The organism is Phenylobacterium conjunctum (assembly GCF_042679085.1).
In the GTDB taxonomy this organism is placed as follows: Bacteria; Pseudomonadota; Alphaproteobacteria; order Caulobacterales; family Caulobacteraceae; genus Phenylobacterium; species Phenylobacterium conjunctum.
In genome coordinates, this window is sequence record NZ_JBHTLQ010000007.1 from 40,350 (window position 1) to 63,407 (window position 23,058).

20 protein-coding genes are annotated in these 23,058 nt (G+C 67.8%); 13 read left to right on the top strand and 7 right to left on the bottom strand.

Annotated elements, in window-relative coordinates; all coding sequences use genetic code 11:
* Positions 1-67: 67 nt before the first annotated feature.
* Positions 68-445, bottom strand: a complete 378-nt coding sequence (locus tag ACFQ27_RS04660; protein ID WP_377352785.1) for a VOC family protein — start codon at positions 443-445, stop codon at positions 68-70.
* A gap of 54 nt (positions 446-499) precedes the next feature.
* Positions 500-1,090: a DUF2939 domain-containing protein gene (locus ACFQ27_RS04665; protein WP_377352786.1), complete on the bottom strand. Its 591-nt coding sequence runs from the start codon at positions 1,088-1,090 to the stop codon at positions 500-502.
* 165 nt (positions 1,091-1,255) lie between these two features.
* Between ACFQ27_RS04665 and ACFQ27_RS04670 the strand changes: the two genes are divergently transcribed.
* Together ACFQ27_RS04670 and ACFQ27_RS04675 are read left to right on the top strand one after the other, a co-directional pair.
* Positions 1,256-2,074 (top strand): SDR family NAD(P)-dependent oxidoreductase, encoded by an 819-nt coding sequence (locus ACFQ27_RS04670; RefSeq protein WP_377352787.1) that lies wholly within the window; start codon positions 1,256-1,258, stop codon positions 2,072-2,074.
* A gap of 55 nt (positions 2,075-2,129) precedes the next feature.
* The gene (locus tag ACFQ27_RS04675) at positions 2,130-4,361 is read left to right on the top strand and encodes a S9 family peptidase (protein WP_377352788.1); all 2,232 of its coding nucleotides are present in this window, start codon (positions 2,130-2,132) and stop codon (positions 4,359-4,361) included.
* On the opposite strand, the gene ACFQ27_RS04680 is transcribed toward ACFQ27_RS04675, so the two are convergent.
* Entirely contained in the window at positions 4,260-4,700 is a 441-nt protein-coding gene (locus tag ACFQ27_RS04680; RefSeq protein WP_374345160.1) for a hypothetical protein, read from the bottom strand. The two genes, ACFQ27_RS04675 and ACFQ27_RS04680, sit on opposite strands and share 102 nt — an antisense overlap.
* Before the next feature lie 258 nt (positions 4,701-4,958).
* On the opposite strand from ACFQ27_RS04680, the gene ACFQ27_RS04685 reads away from it, so the two are divergent.
* The 6 genes from ACFQ27_RS04685 to ACFQ27_RS04710 all read left to right on the top strand — a co-directional run bounded on the left by ACFQ27_RS04685 (position 4,959) and on the right by ACFQ27_RS04710 (position 12,648).
* On the top strand, positions 4,959-5,186 hold the full coding sequence (locus ACFQ27_RS04685; RefSeq protein WP_374345159.1) for a hypothetical protein: 228 nt from the start codon (positions 4,959-4,961) through the stop codon (positions 5,184-5,186).
* A 1-nt stretch (position 5,187) separates the two neighbouring features.
* The gene (locus ACFQ27_RS04690) at positions 5,188-5,538 is read left to right on the top strand and encodes a MarR family winged helix-turn-helix transcriptional regulator (RefSeq protein WP_374345158.1); all 351 of its coding nucleotides are present in this window, start codon (positions 5,188-5,190) and stop codon (positions 5,536-5,538) included.
* Between the two features lie 121 nt (positions 5,539-5,659).
* On the top strand, positions 5,660-6,127 hold the full coding sequence (locus tag ACFQ27_RS04695) for an Lrp/AsnC family transcriptional regulator (RefSeq protein ID WP_374345157.1): 468 nt from the start codon (positions 5,660-5,662) through the stop codon (positions 6,125-6,127).
* Between the two features lie 347 nt (positions 6,128-6,474).
* Positions 6,475-9,459: a TonB-dependent receptor plug domain-containing protein gene (locus tag ACFQ27_RS04700; RefSeq protein WP_377352789.1), complete on the top strand. Its 2,985-nt coding sequence runs from the start codon at positions 6,475-6,477 to the stop codon at positions 9,457-9,459.
* Positions 9,460-9,664: 205 nt separating this feature from the next.
* Complete coding sequence (locus ACFQ27_RS04705) at positions 9,665-11,905, top strand: transferrin receptor-like dimerization domain-containing protein (protein ID WP_377352790.1); 2,241 nt, start codon at positions 9,665-9,667, stop codon at positions 11,903-11,905.
* A gap of 236 nt (positions 11,906-12,141) precedes the next feature.
* Positions 12,142-12,648, top strand: coding sequence for a glycerol-3-phosphate acyltransferase (locus tag ACFQ27_RS04710; RefSeq protein WP_377352841.1), 507 nt, complete (start codon positions 12,142-12,144; stop codon positions 12,646-12,648).
* 247 nt (positions 12,649-12,895) lie between these two features.
* Here ACFQ27_RS04710 and ACFQ27_RS04715 read toward each other — a convergent pair whose 3' ends face one another.
* Positions 12,896-14,113, bottom strand: a complete 1,218-nt coding sequence (locus tag ACFQ27_RS04715) for an NADP-dependent isocitrate dehydrogenase (protein ID WP_374345152.1) — start codon at positions 14,111-14,113, stop codon at positions 12,896-12,898.
* A 239-nt stretch (positions 14,114-14,352) separates the two neighbouring features.
* Between ACFQ27_RS04715 and ACFQ27_RS04720 the strand changes: the two genes are divergently transcribed.
* The 5 genes from ACFQ27_RS04720 (at position 14,353) to ACFQ27_RS04740 (ending at position 21,661) form a co-directional block, all read left to right on the top strand.
* The gene (locus ACFQ27_RS04720; protein ID WP_374345150.1) at positions 14,353-15,132 is read left to right on the top strand and encodes an RNA methyltransferase; all 780 of its coding nucleotides are present in this window, start codon (positions 14,353-14,355) and stop codon (positions 15,130-15,132) included.
* Between the two features lie 61 nt (positions 15,133-15,193).
* Positions 15,194-16,444, top strand: a complete 1,251-nt coding sequence (locus ACFQ27_RS04725; protein ID WP_377352791.1) for a DUF1254 domain-containing protein — start codon at positions 15,194-15,196, stop codon at positions 16,442-16,444.
* 33 nt (positions 16,445-16,477) lie between these two features.
* Positions 16,478-17,803: a DUF1254 domain-containing protein gene (locus ACFQ27_RS04730; RefSeq protein ID WP_377352792.1), complete on the top strand. Its 1,326-nt coding sequence runs from the start codon at positions 16,478-16,480 to the stop codon at positions 17,801-17,803.
* A 179-nt stretch (positions 17,804-17,982) separates the two neighbouring features.
* Positions 17,983-18,600 carry a 30S ribosomal protein S4 gene (gene rpsD, locus ACFQ27_RS04735; RefSeq protein ID WP_374345147.1) on the top strand — a complete coding sequence of 206 codons (618 nt, stop codon included), beginning with the start codon at positions 17,983-17,985 and terminating at the stop codon, positions 18,598-18,600.
* A 226-nt stretch (positions 18,601-18,826) separates the two neighbouring features.
* Complete coding sequence (locus ACFQ27_RS04740; RefSeq protein ID WP_377352794.1) at positions 18,827-21,661, top strand: TonB-dependent receptor domain-containing protein; 2,835 nt, start codon at positions 18,827-18,829, stop codon at positions 21,659-21,661.
* A 52-nt stretch (positions 21,662-21,713) separates the two neighbouring features.
* Here ACFQ27_RS04740 and ACFQ27_RS04745 read toward each other — a convergent pair whose 3' ends face one another.
* The 3 genes from ACFQ27_RS04745 to ACFQ27_RS04755 are packed head-to-tail and all read right to left on the bottom strand — an operon-like array spanning position 21,714 to position 22,961.
* Positions 21,714-22,448, bottom strand: coding sequence for a DUF4386 domain-containing protein (locus ACFQ27_RS04745; protein ID WP_377352795.1), 735 nt, complete (start codon positions 22,446-22,448; stop codon positions 21,714-21,716).
* Positions 22,449-22,450: 2 nt separating this feature from the next.
* A complete protein-coding gene (locus ACFQ27_RS04750) occupies positions 22,451-22,666 on the bottom strand; it encodes a hypothetical protein (RefSeq protein ID WP_374345144.1) in 216 nt (71 codons plus the stop codon).
* 7 nt (positions 22,667-22,673) lie between these two features.
* On the bottom strand, positions 22,674-22,961 hold the full coding sequence (locus tag ACFQ27_RS04755; RefSeq protein ID WP_374345143.1) for an ArsR/SmtB family transcription factor: 288 nt from the start codon (positions 22,959-22,961) through the stop codon (positions 22,674-22,676).
* Between the last annotated feature and the right edge of the window lie 97 nt (positions 22,962-23,058).

Consider the following 23,058-nt stretch of genomic DNA (forward strand, 5'->3'; position numbering starts at 1 on the left):
GGCGACGCAGCCGCCGTCAAGCGACGACCGCGTTCCGGCTAGGAGCCCCTACCAGGGAGCCGCCTGCTCACGTCTTGGCGAACACGCAGAGCTTGTTGCCGGTCGGGTCGCGGAAATAGGCGCCGTAGAAGCTGGTGGAGTCCGCTGGGCGAGGACCAGGTGCGCCTTCGTCCGCGCCGCCGGCGGCCAGGGCCGCGGCGTGGGCGGCGTCGACCTCGGCCTTCGATCCGGCCAGGAAAGCTATCATGATCCCGTTGCCGGGGCGGGCGTCCTGGCCGTCAAAGGGCGGACAGATGTAGCAGTCGGCGTCCGAGCCCTTGGCCCCATAGCCGGCCCAGCCGCCCTGGAAGAAGCTGCGCTCGCGGCCCATGGCGCCGAACACCGCATCGAAGAAGGGCAGGGACGCTTCGACGTCCTTCGCCCCGATAGTGACATAGCCGATCATGTTCGTTCCCTCTGGATGACAGGCGTGGAGCCTAGTCGCCAGAGATAGAACAAATCAAGAACCTTTTTCGGCTTCCGCCTGGGCCTTGGTCTTGGAGGGCAGCTTGATGTCGACCAGCTTCCACTCGAACCAATCCTTGCGCTGGAAGGTGAAGACCGTCTCCTGGCCGTCCTCCTTCGGGTGCTTCACCGCAAAGCGCATGCGGTTCGGGTCCCAGAACTGGGTGCGCGGCCAGCGCGCGTCGATGGCCGCCTTGGCCTGGTCGAGGAAGCCCTCGGGCGGCGGCGGCTCGGGCGGGCCTTCGCCGGGGGCATAGCCGCGGGTCAGGTCGTGCAGGCCCTGGGCGCTGACATAGGTGTCCACGGCCGGCGGCGGCGGGCGCAGGGGCTCCATGGCGTGGCGGATCGCGCCCAGCGGGTCGGTCCACAGGCTGGGGGCCGGAGCGGCCGGCGGCGGGGTGTCGGCGATCTGGGCCTTCAGGGAGCCGCGGACGGAATTGTAGTCCACCAGCTCAGCCAGACCCTGGGCGTCGCCGTCGCGGGCGTCGGCGCGCAGGGCGCGGAAGGCGAACCAGGGCGCGGCGAAGAAGGCCGCGACGGCCACCAGCAGGAGCACGAGGATCAGGTTGAAGATCCGGCGTCCCATCGTCTCGTCGTGTCGCTCAGAACTGGCCATGGCGAATGATTAACACGTCCTAGCCGGCTGGCGAGACCCTACAGCCGGCGCGCGATTGCTTGCGCTGGCGGCGCAACGGCGCGAGGCTCGCCCCATTGTTTGAACCATAACATCGCCCAGGGAGGGCCGGATTTCATGTCGGACGCCAGGATCAATCCCAATGGAAGCTTGCGGGGCAAGGTCGCCCTGGTCACCGGCGCCAGCCGCGGCATCGGCGAGGCCATCTGCGCCCGCCTGGCCATGGAGGGCGCTCACGTCGTCGCCTCAGCGCGGACGGCCGAAGCCGGCGAGAGCCGCCTGCCGGGCACCTTGCATGACACCGTCGACCGCCTGAAAGCCGCTGGCGGCCAGGCTGTCTTCGTCAAGGCCGATCTCGCCCAGGCCAGCGAGCGCGAGCGGCTGGTCGAGGAGGCCGAGGCCGCCTTCGGCCCCATCGACATCCTCGTGAACAACGCCGCCATCACCTATTTCATGCCGGTGGTCGACTTCACCGAGAAGCGCTTCAAGCTGATGATGGAGGTGCAGGTCTATGCCCCCTTCCACCTGTCCCAGCTGGTGCTGCCCGGCATGATCGCCCGCAAGTCGGGCTCCATCGTCAACATCTCCTCGCCGGCCGGCATCCACCCCAAGCCACCCTACCAGGGCGGGCGCGGCGGCACGGTCTATGGCCTGTGCAAGGCGGCGCTGGAGCGGTTCACGACCGGCCTGGCAAGCGAGGTCCAGGCTGACGGCGTGGCGGTGAACGTGGTCTCGCCGGGCCTTGTCGACACCCCCGGCGTCGCGGTGCACGGCCTGATCAACGAGGCGACCAAGTCCCGCGTCCAGCCGATCGAATACATCGCTGAGGCCGTCTACCAGCTGGCCAAGGCCGATCCCCAGGCCATGACCGGCCGCGTCGCCTATGCCGAGCCCCTGTTGAAGGAACTGGGCCTGGAGCCCGCGGCCCTGATCTGATCCTTGCCAAGCCCGCCCGCGCGGCCTCACATCCCCCGTCTTCAGGAGTACCTAGATGCGGATCGTTGTGAGCGTCCTCGCGGGCGTGGTGATGGGGATGACCATGGTGGGCCAGGCGAGCGCCGAGAAACTCACGGCGGAACGGGTCTACGCCGCGCCGGACCTGTCGGGGCCGAGGGCCCGGGGTGTCAGCCTGTCTCCGGACGGCACGCTCGTCACCTATCTGAAGGCCAAGGCCGACGATCCGCGCATGACCGACCTGTGGGCGGCGGAGGTGGCCGGCGGCGACCCACGCCTGCTGATCGACGCCCGCGCCCTGATCCCTAAGGACCGCATCCTCTCCGAGGCCGAGAAGAGCCGCCGTGAGCGCCAGGGCGTCCAGACCCGCGGGGTGGTGGCCTATGACTGGGACGACCAGGGCCGCTTCATCCTGGTCCCGGTCGAGGGCGACCTGTGGCTCTACAGCCGCGCCTCGGGCCAGGTCAGCCGCCTGACCAACACCCCCGACGACGAGATCGACGCCAAGGTCTCGCCCAAGGGCGGCTTCGTCTCCTTCGTCCGCGACGACAACCTCTATGTGCAGCCGGCCAGCGGCGGGGCCGAGCGCGCCCTGACCACGGACGGGAGCGAGCTCAAGTCCTGGGCCACGGCCGAGTTCATCGCCCAGGAGGAGATGGACCGCCAGACCGGCTATTGGTGGAGCCCGGACGAGCGTCATATCGCGCTGACCCATGTCGACCAGACCGGCGTGGACGTAGTGGAGCGGGCCGACATCGGCCCCACGGGCGCGACCATCGTCGCCCAGCGCTATCCCCGCGTCGGCCGGCCCAACGCCCGCGTCGACCTCTTTGTCGCCGACGTCGCCACCGGCGCGCGGGTCAAGGTCGACCTGGGCGCCGATGCGGACATCTATCTCGCCCGCGTCGACTGGGCCCGCGACGGCAAGACCCTCTATGTGCAGCGCCAGACCCGCGACCAGAAGCGTCTGGACCTGCTGGCCGTGGACATCGCCACCGGCAAGGCCACGGTGGTGCTCACCGAGACCAGCCCGCATTGGGTGGATCTCAGCGACGACTTCCGGCCCCTGAAGGACGGCGGCTTCCTGTGGTCGTCGGAGCGTTCGGGGTGGAAGCACCTCTACCTCTATGGCCCAAGCGGCAAGCTGGTCCGCCAGGTCACGCAAGGCGCCTGGCCGGTGGACGCTGTCCAGGGCGTGGACGAGGCGCGCGGCCTGGTGCTGTTCACCGCCAGTGTGGACACCCCCATCGAGCGCCGGCTCTACGAGGTCTCCTACAAGGCCTCCGCCCAGCCGAGGCCGCTGACCAAGGCCGGCGGCTGGTGGACCGTGAAGGTGGCCAAGGCCGGCGGCGCCTTCACCGGAACCTATGAGGATCCCGCGACCCCGCCCCAGACCGGCCTCTATCGCGCCGACGGCCAGCTGGTCCGCTGGATCGAGGAGAACCGCCTGGCCGAGGGCCACCCCTACTGGCCCTATCGCGCGCGGCTGCGCACCCCCCAGTTCGGGACGATCAAGGCCAGCGACGGCGAGGACCTGCACTGGATGATGCGCACCCCGCCGGGCTTTGATCCGGCCAAGCGTTATCCGGTGGTGGTCAAGCTCTATGGCGGGCCGGGGCGCGCCCTGGTGGCCAAGACCTGGGGCGATCCGGCGGACCAGCTCTATCTGGAAGCCGGCTTCATCCTGTTCACCCTGGACAATCACGGCACACCCAACCGCTCGACGGCGTTCAAGACCGCCATCGACCGCAAGCTGGGGACCTGGGAGGTCGCCGACCAGATCCGCGGCGCCGACTATCTGAAGACCCTGCCGTACGTGGATCCGGCCCGGATCGGCGTCACCGGCTGGTCCTATGGCGGCTACATGACCCTGATGCTGCTGACCGCCCCGAACACGCCGTTCGCGGCCGGGGTCTCGGGCGCGCCGCCGACGGACTGGAGCCTGTACGACACCCACTACACCGAGCGCTACATGGGCACGCCCGCGGACAACGCGGCCGGCTATGCGGGCTCGGAGGTGACGGCCCGTGCCGATCGGCTGGCGCCCGACGCCCTGCTGCTGATGCACGGCATGGCCGACGACAATGTCACCTTCGACAACTCGACGCGGCTGATGGCGGCCCTGCAGGCCAAGGCCATTCCCTTCGAGACCATGCTTTATCCGGGCCTACGCCACCGGGCCGGCTGGACCCAGGCCCACCTCAAGCACCGCATGGAAACGACGCTGGCCTTCTTCAAGCGCAAGCTCGTTCCCGTCACCGCGCCCTGAGGGTTCGCAGATCGGCCGGGCCTCGGCGAGAATCTCGTCGAGGCCCGCGCACAGGCGGCGCCCCGCCGGCGTCAGTTCGGCGGCCACGATGCCGCGCATGGCCCAGCGGTCCACCCGCACCAGGCCCTCGCCAGATCCATCATCCATTTCGCTCAGCGCCTGGACCGTCTTCCAGCAGGCGTCCGTCGCCATGCCCGCGCGCCGCCGCAGATCGGGCAGGGGCAGGGGCTCCGCCTCGTCAGCGATATAGAGCAGGCTGACCAGCTGGCTGACCGTGAAGTCGGCGTTGACCGCGCGAAGCAACTCCAGTGCTTCCAGCATGGCGTTGCGGTGACGCATGATAAACTTTCTGTAATGAATCCGTATCTTTCCGAAGTGTGATGAATGCGGCGGCTTGAATCAAGCAAATGGCCGGTTCATCTCTACATTACCGGGATTTAATTGTCGTATCGCGGGCGTAACATCGCAATGAAGACGCGTGGTTAGCCGCTCGGACGGGTCAATCGGGCGATGAGTACCTCGCAAACGCTCAAAACGGGCGTGCAAACCGTTCTAGATTTGGTTGTCCGTTCGACACCAAAGAGTACGAGGTTAGCTATGAAGCTGTGGGGCCAGATTTCCGTTGAGCTCACGGTCGGGGACTATGTCGAGGCCGCCGACCACCAGCGCCGGTTGGAAGACATCCTGAAGCTCGTCCGCGACGCCTACCCTGAGGCGACCCTGTCAATGCGTGAACGGCGGCAGCGCAAGGCCCAGCCGCTGGTTCGGGCCCTGCCGCGCCCCGCGGCCACCGGTAAGCTGAACGACTATATCGAGCGCGCCTAAGATGCGGCCCAGAGACTCCCTCCTGGAGGGGCTGTCCTATTTCCGCGAGCTCAATCCGGGCGTCACGGTCAATGAGATCATCGCCTTTCTCTACACGTGCGAGAACGAGGGGCTGAACGTCCAGGAGCTGGCCTATGTGGCCCGCATGACTGAGCCCACCGCCTCGCGCAGCATCCGCACCTTTGGGCCGGAGGGTTCCGAGTGGGCGCGGCCGCCGGCGCTGGGGCTGGTGGAGGCCTTTCTCAATCCCCGCGACGGCCGCAGCCGCATCATCCACCTGACCGACAAGGGCCGCGAGGTGCGCGCGCGGCTGGACGGGGTGATCCGACAGGCCATCGCCATCCTGCGCTGAGCGCCAACCTGCGCTCAGCGAATGAACGCGAGTTAACTGGCGCAAGCGCCGAGGGCCGGTGTTTGGTCGGCCCATTGTGAACAAGCCCATTTCAAACACTTCAGCCTGGGGGAGGGGATCGATGGCGGACTTTGAGCTCGACCGCCTTGACCTGCAGATCCTGGCGGCCCTGCAGGAGAACAATCAGGCCAGCGCCCAGGACTTGGCCGAGCGCGTGCCCCTGTCGCCCTCGGCCATCCTGCGCCGGATCCGCGGCTATCGCGCCTCAGGTGTCATCTCGGCCGACGTCTCGATCCTGGCCCCAAACCTCACCGGCGAGCGGATCAGGGTGCTCCTGATGATCCAGCTGGAGACCCACGCCCCGCCGACCGTCACTGACTTCCGCAGCCAGCTGGTGGGCTCGCCCAACGTCCAGGTCTGCCTGGAGGTCTCAGGCGTCTATGACATCGCCTGCCTGGGCGTGTTCCGCAGCATGGACGAGTTCAACGCCTTCGCCGACGCCACCGTGGCCAGCCACCCGGCCGTGCGCCGCTACGAGGCCAGCTTCGTCAAGCGCGGGGCCAAGATGAGCCTGGCGGTGCCGCTCTAGACCGCGGGGACAACCCCTCACCTCAACCGTTGAGAGCGAGCCGGACCTAGCCGGTCCGGCTCGCTCTCGACCCCCGCACGCATGGCGAGGGGTTGGCCTGCAGTTGTTAGAAAGTACTTACGCCAACGCAATCAATTTAGTTCAATATTCTTATCTCACACTTTGTGTCTTCCGCGAGACAATGTCTTAATATGATTGTATCTGATCTGACGTCGCGTTGACGCAATTGGGCCTCCGGCCGTAACTCCCATGTAACCGAGTCCGATATCCGGGCGCGGGACCTAAGCTTGTTGTGGGGCGCGGCCCCTCGTCCTTGTGGGCGGGGCGGGCCGCTGGAGGATCCAGACTTGAAAACCAACACGATGCGGGAGCGCCTGCTGGCCTCCTCAATGATCTGCGGCGTGGCCCTGGCGGCCCTGGCCGCCAGCCCGGCGTTCGCCCAGGACGAAGTCCAGGAAGTCGTCGTCACCGGGACGCGCATTCCGACGCCGAACCTGACCAGCGTCAGCCCGGTGACCGCCATCGGCGCCGCCGAGCTCAAGGCCCAGGGCGTGACCCGGGTCGAGGACATGATCAACTCCCTGCCGCAGGCCTTCGCCGCGCAAGGCTCCTCGATCTCCAACGGCTCGAACGGCACCGCTACGGTCAACCTGCGCGGCCTTGGCCCGTCCCGCACCCTCGTGCTGATTGACGGCCGTCGCCTGGGTCCCGGTAACCCCAGCCAGTCCACCGCCGCGGTGGCGGACCTGAACTTCATCCCCTCGGCCCTGGTTGAGCGCGTCGACGTGCTGACCGGCGGCGCCTCGGCTGTGTACGGCGCCGACGCCGTGGCCGGGGTGGTCAACTTCATCATGAAGAAGGACTTCGAGGGCGTGCAGCTGAACGCCCAGTGGTCGACCTACCAGCACAGCCAGCACTCGGACGGCCTGCAGTCGATCATCAAGGCCAAGGCCGCCACGGCCAATGACCCGTCCCAGTTCGCCCTGCCCAAGGACAATGTCCGTGACGGCGACGGCGCGGAGGTCACCCTGACCTTTGGCGTCAATTCCGCCGACGGCAAGGGCAACATCACCGCCTACGCCTCGTACCGCCAGATCAATGCGGTGCTCCAGGGCAACCGCGACTACTCGGTCTGCACCCTGAACTCGGGGAACGCCTTCACCTGCGGCGGCTCCGGCACGGCCTCGCCGGCTCGGGTCGGCGGCTTCACGGTGGCGGGGAACACCTTCCGGGCCCGCAACGCCACGACCGACGTCTATAACTTCGGCCCGACCAACTACTACCAGCGCCCTGACGAGCGGTACGCCCTGGGCGCCTTTGCGCACTACCAGGTCGCCGACTGGGCCGAGGCCTACGCCCAGGTGATGTTCATGGACGACCGTTCGGTCGCCCAGATCGCGCCGGGCGGCATCTTCGCGGCCAACTTCAACATCAACTGCGACAACGCCTTCCTGACGGCGACCCAGCAGGGCCAGCTCTGCGGCGCCAACGCCGGGACGGCCAACAACTTCCGCGGCGTGGTGGCCAAGCGCAACGTCGAGGGCGGCGGCCGCCAGTCCGACTTCCGCCACCAGTCCTACCGCTACGTGGTGGGCCTGAAGGGCGACCTGTCCGAGAACTGGAACTACGACGCCTACATGGAATACACCGCGACCCAGTTCAGCGCGTCGCAGACGGCCTACTTCCAGACCGCCCGGATCCAGAACGCCCTGATCGCCCGGCGCAACGCCGCCGGCCAGATCGTCTGCCAATCGGTGATCGACGGCACGGACCCGGCCTGCGTGCCCTACAACATCTTCCAGGAAGGCCAGGTCACCCAGGCGGCCCTGAACTATCTGCAGGTGCCCAGCTACACCGGCGGCGACGCCAGCGAGCGAGTGGTGAACTTCACCGTCGGCGGCAATCTCGGCGCCTATGGCGTCAAGTCCCCCTGGGCCGAGGACGGCGTCGGCGTCGCGTTCGGCTCTGAATATCGCCGCGAACACGTGGACTTCCACGCCGACTTCGTGGCCACCGCGGGCCTGCTGAACGGCGCCGGCGGCGCGGCCCCGCCGATCAACAAGAGCTTCGACCTCTACGAGCTGTTCGGCGAAGCCCGCATCCCGATCGCCCAGGACATGCCGTTCGCCAAGTCCCTGCAGATGGAACTGGCCTATCGCTATTCCGACTATTCGTTCGGCCCGAACACCAACACCTACAAGGTGGCCGGTGACTGGGAGCCGGTGGACGGCCTGCGCCTGCGCGCCAGCTACCAGCGCGCGGTCCGCGCCCCGAACATCGTCGAGCTGTACGCGACCCCGAACCACGTGCTGGACGGCTCGACCGACCTGTGCGCCGGCGCGGCGATCGGTTCGGCCCGCAACACCCGTTGCGCGGCGGTGTTCAAGCTGACCCCGGCCCAGGTCGCGGCCATCGAGCCGAACCCGGCCAACCAGTACTATGGCCAGACCGCGGGCAACGCGAACCTGCAGCCGGAAAAGTCGGACACGGTCTCGCTGGGCTTCGTGGCCCGTCCGACCTTCGCGCCGGGCCTGAACTTCTCGGTCGACTGGTTCGACATCAAGGTCGAGGACTACATCAGCCCGATCGGCGCCGACACGATCATGAAGCAGTGCATCGACAACGGCGTCGACTCGTTCTGCAGCCTGATCCAGCGCGACAGCAACAACTCGATCTGGCTGTCGCCGAACGGTCCCCTGGGCCACGTGATCGACCAGACGAAGAACACCGGCTCGCTGCACACCGCCGGGATCGACTTCGCCGCCAACTACCGCACCGACCTCAGCGTCATCGGCTGGGACGGCGGCGGCTCGGTTGCGATGTCGCTGGCCTCCACCTGGCTCGACAAGCTGGAAGTCCAGTCCCTGCCGGGCGGCGCCAGCACCGACTGCGCGGGCCTCTATGGCGCCCTCTGCACGGCCCTGCTCGGCGCCGGCACCAGCGGCGGTCCGAGCCCGGAATGGCGGCACAAGTTCCGCGCCACCTGGAACACCCCGTTCCCGATGGACCTGGCCCTGTCGGCCCAGGTGCGGCACTTCTCCAGCGTCGACCTCGACTCCACCTCCAGCCAGCCCGGCCTGGGCGGCGCCGCCCCCGGCGGTCCGACCACCGACCTGAAGCTGGGCGCGCGGACCTATCTGGACCTGCTCGCCACGTGGACGGTCGCCGACCGGTACAACTTCCGCCTCGGCGTGAACAACGTGCTGGACAAGGACCCGCCGCTGAACGGCGCCGCCAACTGCCCCAGCGGCCCCTGCAACGGCAACACCTGGCCGCAAGTCTATGACTCGCTCGGCCGCTACCTGTTCATCGGCCTGACCGCCGACTTCTAAGGTCAGGGTCTGAACGACGCAGATCCCGCTCCGGCCACCGCCGGGGCGGGATTTTCCGTACCTTCCCCGCACATCCCGGCGAACGCCGGGATGTGCGGTGATTGGGGCGCCGGCCTGCGGAATGCTGTTCCGCCCACCCCCGCGCTTGCAGCCCCCGCCGACAGCTGTCTAGCTGTGGGGATTGTCACTGTTACCGGGGGCCCATATGCGCCGCGCTGCTTCATCCATCCTCGCCCTGACCCTGGCTGCGGGGCTCGCGCTTCCGGCCCTTGCTGACGCCAAGCTCGAACAGGCCTTCGACGCCCAGATCTCGCCCGCCGAGATGAGCGCCTGGATGAAAGACATGGCGTCCGAGCCGAACCATGTCGGCTCGCCCCACGACAAGGCCAACGCCGAGGCCCTGCTGGCCCGCTACAAGTCCTGGGGCTGGGACGCCCATATCGAGACCTTCCAGGTGCTCTATCCCACCCCGATCAGCTCCAGCCTGGAGCTGGTGGGCGCTTCGCCCTTCAAGGCGACCCTGACCGAGGCCCCCGTGCCGGGGGATGAGACCTCGTCCCGCACCAAGGACCAGCTGCCCGCCTATGTGGCCTTCCAGGGCGACGGCGATGTCACCGCCCCGCTCGTCTATGTGAACTACGGGATGCCCGCCGACTATGACGCCCTGGAGCGCATGGGCGTGTCGGTGAAGGGCAAGATCGTCATCGCCCGCTATGGCGCGGGCTGGCGCGGCCTGAAGCCCAAGCTCGCCCAGGATCACGGCGCGGTCGGCTGCATCATCTATTCGGACCCTGCCGACGACGGCTACGCCACCGACGACGTTTACCCGAAGGGCGCGGCCCGCCCGGCCCAGGGCTTCCAGCGCGGCTCGGTGGCGGTGATGCCGACCTATCCTGGCGACCCGCTGACCCCCGGCGTTGGCGCCACCGAGAAGGCCAAGCGGATCAAGCGCGAGGACGCGCCGACCATCCTGAAGATCCCGACCCTGCCGATCTCCTATGGCGACGCCCAGCACTTCCTGGCCGCCCTGGATGGCGACGTGGCGCCGTCGAACTGGCGCGGGGCCCTGCCGATCACCTACCACGTGGGCGGCAGCGAGGCGGCCAAGGTCCGCATCGCGGTCAAGTCCGACTGGAGCCTGAAGACGGTCTACGACGTGGTGGCCATGATCAAGGGCTCCACCTATCCGGACCAGTGGGTGCTGCGCGGCAACCACCACGACGGCTGGGTGTTCGGCGCCTCGGATCCCTTGAGCGGCAACGTCGCCCAGCAGGCCGAGGCCAAGGCTATCGGCGGCCTCCTGAAGCAGGGCTGGCGGCCCAAGCGGACGCTGGTCTATCTCAGCTGGGACGCCGAGGAGCCGATGCTGCTGGGCTCCACCGAATGGGTCGAGACCCATGCCGAGGAACTGGCCCAGAAGGGCGTCGTCTACATCAACTCAGACGGCAACGGCCGCGGCTTCCTGGGCGCCGGCGGCAGCCACTCCCTGGAGCGGTTCGTCAACGACGTGGCCAAGGACGTGACCGACCCGCAGACCGGCGTCAGCGTCTCGGCCCGCCTACGGGCCGCCGCTCAGGTGGCGGCCGCGAGCCCGGGCGCCAGCCCGCGCCTGCAGGCGCAGGCCAAGGCCGCCGCCGATCCCAGCCGCGACATGCCCATCGACGCTCTGGGCTCCGGCTCGGACTATTCCAGCTTCCTGCAGCACATCGGCCTGGCCACCCTGGACGTCGGCTATGGCGGGGAGGGCTCGTCCGGCGGGGTCTATCACTCGGCCTATGACACCTGGGAGCATCACAGCCGCTTCGTCGATCCGGGCTTCGCCTATGCCGGGGCGCTGGCCAAGACCGGCGGCCGCCTGGTCCTGCGCATGGCCGACGCCGACCTGCCGCCCCAGCGCTACACCAACTTCGCCGACACGGTGGGCGGCTATCTCGACGAGGTGAAGAAGCTCGCTGACACCAAGCGGGAGACCCAGGTCACCCAGGCCAAATTGCTGGCCGCCGGCGCCTACAAGCTGGCCGACGACCCCACGGAGACCCACGGGCCGCCGACGCCCCTGAAGCCCGTGCCCTATTTCAACTTCGCACCCATGGACAATGCGGTCGCCACCCTGAAGGCCAGCGCCAAGGCCTATGACGCGGCCCTGGCGGCCAAGGGCGCCTCGCTGTCGCCGGACGCCAAGGCCAGGCTGTTCGCCCTGACCCGCGGCGTCGAGATGACCCTGACCTCCGATGTCGGACTGCCGGGCCGGCCCTGGTATAAGAACCTCGTCTATGCGCCGGGAGTCTACACAGGCTACGGCGCCAAGACCCTGCCGGGCGTCCGCGAAGCCATCGAGGAGGAACGCTGGGCGGACGCCGACAAGTACTCGGTGCTCACCGCCCAGGCCCTGACCGCCTACGCCGCCAAGCTCGACGAGGCCACAAAGCTGATCAACGGCGGCTGATCACATCCACCGCCTCCGTCATCCTCCGGTCAGCCGAAGGCTGATCCGGGGGACCCAAGCTGATTGGGGTATGCCGCGCCAATGGGAACAGTCATGACCTTCTGGATCGCCCAATTCCTCGGCCTCGCGGTCGCCTACCTGCTGGGCTCGATCCCCGCCGGTTACCTGACCGCGCGCATGCTGAAGGGGTTGATCTGCGCACCCTGGGCTCCGGCGGCACAGGCGCCACCAATGTCCTGCGCACCTTGGGCGCCGGGCCGTTCTGGGCGGTGCTGGCCTTCGATGTGGCCAAGGGCGCCTGCGCGATCCTGGTTATCAAGGCGCTCGAAGCCAGGCTCGCGTTTCCGGCCACGCTCAACGCCTCCGTCTTCATTCCGTGGGCGACGTCGCTGGGAGGGATCGTCGCCATCCTGGCTCATGCCCGCCCGGTCTGGCTGCGGTTCCAAGGCGGCAAGTCCGTGGCCGTCGGCCTTGGCGTTCTGCTGGCCCTGTCCTGGCCCGTCGCCCTGGGCGGCCTGGCGGCGTTCGGCGCGCTCCTGGCGGTGACCCGCATCATGTCCGTGGGCTCAATGGCCGCCGCCGTCGCCGCCATCGGCGTCAGCCTAGCTCTGCCCCATCCCTTGCCCGTCCGGCTGATGGTGATCGCCGGCGGGCTCTATGTGATCGTCCGCCACCGCGCGAACCTCGGCCGCATCGCGGCAGGAACCGAACCCCGCATCGGGCAGCGGGTCAATCTGACCTAGCCCCGCACTGTCCTTGCGGGCGGCCGGAGGATGACGACTTATAATTGTCCGGGTAAAAATACTTGCCGCTTACCGTGCCCCCTTCGTCCATGTTAACGTCAAAGCGGCAAGGTCGAATTCGGTCGTGGAAATCGCCGACCTCGTGAGACCCTGAAGGTCCTGAGGTCTTTCTCATCGTCGGGCGCGCACGAAAAAGGCCGGCGCCCTTTCGGACACCGGCCCTTGTCGTTCAGTCCCTCCGCGCGGCTCAGCCGGCGGCGAGCGCCTTGTCCAGGTTGGCGGCGATCTTGTCGAGGAAGCCCTCGGTGGTCAGCCAGCCTTGGTTGTCGCCGACCAGCAGGGCCAGGTCCTTGGTCATCGAGCCGCTTTCGACGGTGGCGACGCAGACCTCTTCCAGGGTCTTGGCGAAGTGGGCCAGCTCGGCGTTGCCGTCGAGCTTGGCGCGGTGCTCAAGGCCGCGGGTCCAGGCGAAGATCGAGGCGATCGAGTTGGTCGAGGTCGATTCGCCCTTCTGGTGCTGGCGGAAGTGGCGGGTGACGGTGCCGTGGGCGGCTTCGGCCTCCAGCGTCTTGCCGTCCGGCGTGACCAGGACCGAGGTCATCAGGCCGAGCGAGCCAAAGCCCTGCGCGACCTGGTCGGACTGGACGTCGCCGTCGTAGTTCTTGCAGGCCCAGATGAAGGCGCCGGACCACTTCAGGGCCGAGGCGACCATGTCGTCGATCAGGCGGTGCTCGTAGACCAGGCCCGCTTCCTTGTACTTCTCGGCGTATTCGGCCTCGAACACCTCGGCGAAGATGTCCTTGAAGCGGCCGTCATAGGCCTTGAGGATCGTGTTCTTGGTCGAGAGATAGACCGGGTAGTTGCGGTTCAGGCCGTAGGCCAGCGAGGCGTGGGCGAACTCGCGGATCGAGTCGTCCAGGTTGTACATGCCCATGGTGACGCCGGCGCCCGGGAAGTCGAACACCTCGTGCTCGATGGTCTCGCCGTTCTCGCCTTCCCACTTCATGGTCAGCTTGCCCTTGCCGGGCACGCGGAAGTCGGTGGCGCGATACTGGTCGCCGAAGGCGTGGCGGCCGATGATGATCGGTTGGGTCCAGCCGGGGATCAGGCGCGGCACGTTCTTGCAGATGATCGGTTCACGGAACACGACGCCGCCCAGGATGTTGCGGATGGTGCCGTTCGGCGACTTCCACATCTTCTTCAGGCCGAATTCCTCAACCCGGGCCTCGTCCGGCGTGATGGTCGCGCACTTGATGCCGACGCCGTACTTCTTGATGGCCATGGCGCTGTCGACGGTGACCTTGTCGTCGGTGGCGTCGCGGTGCTCGATCCCCAGGTCGTAATAGTCGATGTCGATATCGAGATAGGGGAAGATCAGCTTGTCCTTGATCCACTTCCAGATGATGCGGGTCATCTCGTCCCCATCGATATCCACGACAGGGTTGGCGACTTTGATCTTGGCCATGAGGGGGCAGGCGCTCCGGCGAAAAGGGTAAGGGTTGAAGGCCGTATATTAGGCTTCGGCCCGCCGCGCAAAGGTCCTCGATGTAACGTAACGACAACCGGGCGCGTTTCTGGAAACCGGTGTCATCCCTTGCGCGGCAATGCAGAGGCGACCGTCAGGGGTGTGATGTATCATCGCGCGGCGCCCTGGATCGTGCATCGCCCTTGCCTTCCTGGCGGGCGGAGGCTTGAAACCGGGTCATGGAAATCCTTGCCCCCTGCGTCATCCTCGACAAGCCCCAGATGGCCGAGAACATCGGGGCCGTGGCGCGCGCCATGGCCAATTTCGGCCTTTCGGACCTGCGCCTGGTCAATCCGCGCGATGGCTGGCCGCAGGAGCGGGCCTGGGCCTCGGCCTCCGGCGCCGAGTGGCCGCTGAACGCGGCGCGGATCTATGACAGCGTCGAGGCCGCCGTCGCCGACCTGCACCTGGTCTATGCGACCACGGCCCGGCCTCGGGAGTTGCAGCTGCCCGTGCTGACCCCGCGGGTCGCCATGGCGGCCATGCTGTCCGAGGTTCAGTCGGGCCACCGCGCCGGTCTGCTATTCGGCGGCGAGCGCGCCGGCCTGGAGACCGCCGACATCGCGCTCAGCCAGGCGGTGGTCACCCTGCCCATCGACCCGCGGTTCCGGTCGCTGAACCTGGCCCAGGCGGTGATCATCCTGGCCTATGAGTGGCGCATGACGATGGAGACCGGCGCGCCGGCCATCTTCCGCGACGCGCCGCCGCCCGCCGACGGCGCGGCCATGCTGGGCCTCTATGAGCACTTCGAGCGGGAACTGGAGACGGCGGGCTTCTTCCATCCGCCGGAGAAGAAGCCGTCGATGGTCCAGAACCTGCGCTCGGCCCTGGGTCGGGCGAGGATGAGCGACCAGGAGGTCCGCACCTTCCGCGGCGTGGTCACCGCCCTGTCGCGCGGGCGCGGGCGGGTCCTGGAGAAGCTGGCCAGGGCCAAGGCGGATAAGCCTACCGATCGGTAGGGTCTTGCGCGCCGCCCCCGAAAAGGCGACATGCTAGGCGCCAAAAGATCGGGAGGAAGACATGGCCGGGACGACCCTGGACGACCTGCGCCTTGCAGCGCGCGAGGCCTACATCTTCACCCTGCCGCTGGTGGAGATCGCCACCACCCGGGCGCGGGGGCAGGCGGCGGGTTCGCCCATGAACGTCTTCGGCCACATGCGCCGCCTGGCCGACCACAAGGCCCGGGCGGTGACCACGCCCAACAACGACACCTTCTATTCCACGGCCCAGGTGGATCTGAGCGCCGGACCGGTGACCATCAACCTGCCGGCCACGGGCGACCGCTATTTCTCCCTGGCCCTGATGGACGCCTACACCAACAACTTCGCCATCCTGGGGACCCGGACCACCGGCCCGGACGGCGGGACCTTCACCCTGGTGGGGCCGCGTGACGCCGCCGATGGTCCGAATGTCGTCCGTTCGCCCACCGATCACGTCTGGGCCCTGGCGCGCATCCTGGTTGACGGCCCGCATGACGTGGACGCCGCCAAGGCGGTGCAGCACGGCCTGTCCATGCAGGGGCCGGCGGTGGACTTTCCCGGCCCCTTCGCTCATCGCGGCGCGCCGTGGCCTGAATACTTCGAGACCGCCGCCCGGTTGATGAAGCTGAACCCGCCGCAGGTCAGCGACCGCGCCATGCTGGCCAGGATGGCGCCACTGGGCCTGGACGCCTTCAACCCCGCCCGCTTCACCGCCGAGCAGGCCGAGGCCATCGAGGCGGGTCTGGCCGAGGGGCGCAAGGCGTCCCGAAGCAGCGGCCTGGGCGGCGACCAGTTCATCGACGGCTGGTCCTACCCTTCAGCGCGGCTGGGGGATTTCGGACAGGATTACGTCCTGCGGGCCGCGATCGCCCTGGCGGGGCTGGCCGCCCTGCCGCCGGTGGAGGCGCTTTACATGCGCGCTGAGGGCCACCTGCCGCGCGCGCTGCTGGACGGAAACCGCGCCTGGCGCCTGCATTTCCCGGCCGACCGCATGCTGCCGGTCAACTCCTTCTGGTCGCTCAGCCTCTACGAGGCGACCGACGACGGGCAGTACTTCTTCACCGAGAACCCGCTGAACCGCTTCGCCATCGGTGACCGGACTGAGGGCCTTCAGCACAACGCCGATGGCTCCCTCGACATCTGGATCGGTCACGCCGATCCGGGCGAAGAGCGTCGCGCGAACTGGCTGCCGGCGCCTGCCGGCCCATTCGCCCTGTTCATGCGGGCCTATCTGCCCAAGCCTGAACTCTTGGACGGCGCCTATCGTCTGCCGCCGATCACTGAAGCCTGAAGCCTTAAGTCTCAAACCCCGGGGGAGGGGACCATGAACCGACGCGAACTCATGGCCGTGCTGGCCGCCATCGCCGCGACGCCCGCGGCCCGCGCCTTTGCGGCCCAAGGCGACCTGACCGCCGCCGCCCGCGAGGCCTGGCTCTACGCCCTGCCGCTGATCGAAATGGCCCAGGCCCGCCAGCGCATGCTGACCGCCACCGGCGTCGACGCCCAGAAAGCCGGGCTGAACAGCTTCGGACACTCGCGCAAGCTGGTGGTCCCGGCCAACCGCTGGATCACCACGCCCAACAACGACACGCTCTATTCCAGCGCCTGGCTCGACCTGACCAAGGGGCCGGTGACCCTGACCATCCCGCCGACCAGCGACCGCTACATCTCGGTGGCGGTGATGGACATGTACACCAATAATAACGCCGTGCTGGGCACGCGGACCCTCGGCGGCCAGGGCGGGACCTTCACCCTGGTGGGGCCGGGCCAGTCCGGGTCCGGCGCCGACGTGGTGCGGGTCGAGACGCCCCACGCCTGGATGCTGGTCCGCACCCTGGTGGACGGCGAGGCGGACCTGCCGGCGGCCCACGCGGTCCAGGACGGGCTGAAGCTTAAAGGACCCAAGGGCGTCGCGCCCGGCGCCTACGCCAACCGCCAATCCCCCTGGGACGCCTATTTCTCCAGCGTCGCCGAGCTGCTGGCGTCTGACCCGCCGCGGCCGGAAGACCTGGCCCTTTTCCGCAAGTGCGCGGGTCTGGGCCTCGACCCCAAGGGCGCCTTCGATCCCAAGCGGTTCGACGCGGCCGCCATCGCCCAGATCCAGGCTGGGGTCGCCCAGGCCTCCATGGGCCTGATCGGCTTCACCAAGCGCATGGTCTTCACCCAGGGCTGGAGCTATCCGCGCTCGAACCTCGGCGACTATGGCCAGGACTACGGCTTCCGGGCGCTGGTCGCCCTGGCCGGCCTGGCGGCCTTGCCGGTGACCGAGGCCATGTACCTGCGCGCCCAGGGCGACGACGGGGCGGTCTTCTCCGGCGACGGGCTCTATCACTTGGCGGTGCCGGCCAAGCTGCCGCTGGACGGCTTCTGGTCGCTGACCATGTACGAGGCCACAGCCGACGGGCAGTTCTTCCTGACCGAGAACCCGATCAACCGCTACGCCATTGGCGACCGCACGCCCGGCCTGAAGCGCAACGCTGACGGCTCCCTGGACGTCTGGATCGGCCGCAGCGACCCGGGCGGCGATCGCACCGCCAACTGGCTGCCGGCGCCCGCCAAGGGCCCCTTCGCCATGACCCTGCGCGCCTACCTGCCCCGCCAGGAATTCCTGGACGGCCGCTTCCGCATGCCGGCGGTTCAGAAGGTCTAGGATTCGGATTGTGCAGGGATTTCGTTGACAGGGGCGGGGTGGGACGCCATACACCGCCCCTTCGCGCCGCCGGACCATCGGGCGGCCGCGAACCTATGACGGGATGATGTGTCGCCGCCGTTGAGATCGCGCCCCCACTATCGGAGGCGCCGGCCCACGTCGAATAGAAGAGAGTTCTCATGTCGAAGCGTCACTCGGCGAAGTACAAAATCGACCGCCGTATGGGCGAAAACATCTGGGGTCGCCCGAAGTCCCCGATCAACCAGCGCGCCTACGGCCCCGGCCAGCATGGCCAGCGCCGCAAGTCCAAGGTCTCCGACTTCGGCCTGCAGCTGCGCGCCAAGCAAAAGCTGAAGGGCTACTACGGCAACCTGACCGAAAAGCAGTTCGCGCGCACCTACGCCGAAGCCGCGCGCCGGAAGGGTAACACTGCCGAATCGCTGATCGCCCTGCTGGAAGCCCGTCTGGACGCCGTCGTCTATCGCGCCAAGTTTGTCCCGACCGTGTTCGCCGCCCGTCAGTTCGTGAACCACGGCCACGTGCTGGTGAACGGCAAGCGCGTCAATATCGCCTCCTACCGGGTGAAGGTCGGCGACGTGGTCTCGGTGCGCGAGCGCTCCAAGAACATGGCCCTGGTGCTGGAAGCCCTGCAGTCGTCCGAGCGCGACTGGCCGGATTACGTCGAGGTCGACGCCAAGGCGATGACCGCCAAGTTCATCCGCGCCCCGGAACTGGCCGAAGTGCCGTACCCGGTGAAGATGGAACCGAACCTGGTCGTCGAATTCTACGCCTCCTAAGGCGTTCTCGACATACCGATACAGAGAAGGCCCCGGAGAGATCCGGGGCCTTTTTCTTTGCAGCGGCAAGGTCAGCCGCGTCCCCGTTGCAACGGGGAGAACATCTCGAGAAGATCAACCGCTGAGCGAGCTTGACAGTCCTGTTACGGTGACTGTTACCTCCCCGACATAAATGGGTCACGCGTCCTGAATCGCTGGGACAAGACCCTGCGCATTGGGGAGCACGATGAGACATTTGATGATGAGCGCGGCGACGCTGGCGCTCGTGACGGGGGCCTTTGGGCTCCCGGCGGGCGCGGCCTACGCCCAGAGCGGCACGGTCGAGGAGGTGGTGGTCACCGGCTCGCGCATCCGCACCAGCCCGCTGGACCAGGTCCAGCCGGTGATCCAGATCGGCCAGGACGAGGTGCTGAAGACCGGCCTGTCCTCCACCGCCGACATCCTGCAGCGCCTGCCCGTCGCGGCCGGCGGCCTGAACTCGAAGTTCAACAACTCCGGCAACTTCGGCAACCCGCCGGACGGTGGCGGCGTCGGCGCCGGCGCGGCGGAAATCGACCTGCGCTATCTGGGCTCGCGCCGGGTGCTGGTCATGGTGGACGGCCTGCGCTGGGTGCCGGGGGCCTCGGCCTCTGGCGTGCCGGGCTCGGTCGACCTGAACACCATCCCCTCGGCCTCCATCGCCCGGATGGAAGTGCTGCAGGAAGGCGCCTCGCCGATCTACGGCTCCGACGCCATCGCGGGCGTCGTCAACATCATCACCAAGAAGAGCCAGGACGGCTTCCAGGCCTCGGCCCAGGTCGGCCAGTACGGCGAGGGCGACGGCTTCTCCAAGGAGGTGAACCTCTCCTGGGGCGCCAGCCAGGACAAGACCAGCATCGTGGTCGGCGGCGGCTACATCAAGCAGGACGCCGTGTCGTCCGGCGACCGCTCGATCTCACAGTTCCCGACCCCCGGCGCGACCTCGTGCCTGGGCGGCGGCTGTTCCTCCGGCACCTTGCTTGGCCGGTTCATCATCCATGATCCGAACACCAACCAGGACCTGGACCTGACCCTGAAGCAAGCTTTGGCGGTCGGCGCCCGGCCGACCTACACCCCGGCCAGCCCGACGGGCGCGGGCAGCAGCTTCAAGAACTTCGCGACCCTCGATCGCTTCAACTTCCAGCCCTACAACTACATCGTCAGCCCGTCGGAACGGACCAGCCTGTACGGCTCGGTGACGCATGACTTCACCGACACCCTGAAGCTGCGGGTCAAGGCGAGCTATGTGAACCGCCGCTCGGCCAACCAGGCCGCGCCCCTGCCGCTGTTCGTCGGCCCCGACGCCGGCAACGGCAACCTGCTCGACCAGGTCGCGGTGGACGCCACCAACCCCTACAACCCGTTCGGCTTCACCCTGCAGCCCGGCACCTACGCCTTCATCGGCCGCCGCCTGATCGAGAACGGCCCGCGCCACTACGCCCAGGACGTCAACACCTTTAACCTGACCGCCACCCTGGACGGCCAGTTCGAGGTCGCCGGCAAGACCTTCTTCTGGGACGCCAACGCGGTCTGGTCGCGCAACCACGCCGAACAGACCTTCACCGGCAACGTCAACGCCCAGCGCGTGCAGCAGGCCCTCGGCCCGGCCGCCCTGTGCACCGGCTCGTGCGTGCCGCTGAACATCTTCGGCGGCCAGGGCACGATCACCCAGGCCATGCTGGGCTACATCGCCTTCACCCAGCAGGACGTCTCCGAACAGGAACTGCGCGACTACACGATCAACGTCACCGGGGACCTGTTCGACCTGCCGGCCGGTCCGGTGGGCGTCGCCGCCGGCTACGAGCACCGCGAGAACGAGGGCTTCTTCCAGCCCGACGCCATCGTCGCCGCCGGCCTGTCCTCGGACATCCCGGCCCAGCCGGCCCGCGGCTCGATCAAGGTCGACGAACTCTACACCGAGGTCTCCGTGCCCCTGGTGCGGGACGTGCCGCTGTTCCATCGCCTGGACGCCTCGGTCGCCGGCCGCTGGTTCGACTATTCCACCTCGGGTCGGGACTCGACCTACAAGGCCGGCCTCGCCTGGCGGCCCACCGGGGACATCCTGTTCCGCGCGTCGTGGGGCGAGGGCTTCCGGGCCCCGACCATCGGCGAACTGTTCGGGACGGCCTCGCGCTTCGACCAGGAGGTCAACGACCCCTGCTCGAACCTGGCCACCAAGTCGGCCGCTATCCGGGCCAACTGCATCGCCCGCGGCGTACCGGCTTCGGGCAGCTATTCGCAGCTGAACCCGCAGGTCTCGGTGATCACGAGCGGCAACCGCGCCCTGCAGCCGGAAACCAGTGAGAGCTGGACCTATGGCTTCGTCTGGGAGCCCAGCGCGCTGAAGAACACCAGCTGGTCCAACGGCGCCTCCATGGAGATCGTCTACGCCGACATCACCCTGGACAACGCCATCCAGGCCCAGAACGGCCAGACCCTGCTGGACCGCTGCGCGCAGACCGGCGACGCCCTGTCCTGCGCCACTATCACCCGCACCGCCTCGGGCGCCATCGCCGGCATCTCCAACCCGCTGATCAACATCGGCGGCGTGAAGACCCGGGCCGTGGACCTGAACCTGAACTGGCGCTCGCCGGAGACCTCGGTCGGGACCTTTGCGGTGCGCTCGAACTCCAGCTTCCTGCTCGAGTACAGCGAGAAGGTGCCGACCTCGACCGGCCTGGCCGAAATCAAGCGTCAAGGCACTGAGCGCGGCAGCCCGGACCAGGCCTATCCGAAGACCAAGTCCACCCTGGCGATGGACTGGGACAAGGGCGTCTGGGGCGCGACGGCGTCCGCCCGTTACCTGTCGAGCGTCAAGGAAGTGAACGCCGGGGACAACAAGCTGGCGGCGCGCACCTATTTCGACGCCCAGCTCCGCTACGCCCCGGACTATCTGGAGGGCTTCTCCTTCGCCCTCGGGGTCAACAACCTGTTCGACAAGGACCCGCCCGGCTGCATCAGCTGCGGCCTGAACAACTACGACCCGAACGCCTATGACGCGCCGGGCCGCTATTTCTACTTCCGCCTCAGCTACAAGCAGTAGGCGTAAGCGCTTGGGAGAGCAGGGGGCCCCGGAGAGATCCGGGGCCCTTTTCCTATGTGCGCCGCTGGTCGGCCAGCCGCGCATGCCAGCGGCCGGGGTCAACGCCGCGGATCAGCAGCCACAGGCACAAGGTGCTTTCGGCGACGAAGGGCACGATCAGGATCGCAGGCGTGATGACCTCCGCCACTGGGCGGAAGAACATCACCGCCACGCAGGCGACCAGGTAGGCGACGCCGGCCAGCTGCATCATCCGGCCGATCAGGGCCGGCAGGAAGCCGGAACGGGCGATCAGTTCGCCCAGCACCAGGCAGGCGATCCCGAAGAAGATCAGCGCCAGATGAAAGGCGGTGTGATGGACCGCGAAGGCCGTGGCCGCGATAGTCTCGGCCCCGCCGGGCGCCAGGGACGCGATGAGCCCTCTGCCTTCGGCGGCGAGGCCCACCACATAGAGGAAGACCTTGCTCACCGACTCCACGGCGATGGAGACGATGTTGACCAGCAGGAAGAGCAGGGCGCCCTGTCGGCTGACCGGGCGGATCAGCAGGTACTCGATCCACAGCTGCAGGGTCGCGACCACGGCCAGGATCACGGCGGCGGCGCTGCCCAAGGCCCAGAGGTCTGACCGGGCGGCGATATTGCGCAGGGTCTGTGCGGCGTCGCCCGGGGCGATCAGCGCTTCCTGGACGAACATCTGGGAGAACAGGCCCGTGACGATGACCACCAGATAGAGCAGGCCCGCGGCGCGGGCATAGGCGCGGGGCGCCTGGTGGAGGGCGGGGAGGGCCATGGTCAGCCGACGTCCTTCAAGAGCTTTTCGATGGCGGCCAGACGATCGCGGGCGTCGGCGAGGTCGGACTGGATCTGGGCGAGGGCGGCGGCGGTGGCTTCGGCCTCCGCGCGCCTGGCCTGGCTCTGCAGGACGCTGGCCCGGTAGCGCATGCCGAAGATGATCAGCACGGTCCCGAGGACCATGGACAGGGTGGTGAAGAAGGCGGGAGCGGACATGGGTTCCTCAGGACTCCGGCTTGGACGTGAGACTGGCGGCGGCGGCCGCGATAGCCCCAGGCGTGAGGTCGATGGCGAAATCGGAAACGGCGAAGAAGTTCAGCGCCTTGCCGTCCGGCGAGAGTTCGAGCTGGCTGGTGACCAGGCCGGCCTCCTCCAGCTTGGCCAGGTGCAGGTGCAGGAGGGGGCGGCTGATGCCGATCTCGCGCGCCAGCTGGCTGACATAGTTGCGGCCCGACTGGTTGAGGGCGGCGATGATCCGCAGGCGATGCGGATTGGCCAGGGCGGCCAACATCGCCAACAGCTCATCGCCGGAAGGAGGCTGGGAAGTCTCTTTCATATGTCAGAAATAACTTACATATGAAAACAGAGTCAAGCATGGCGCCGCTTGC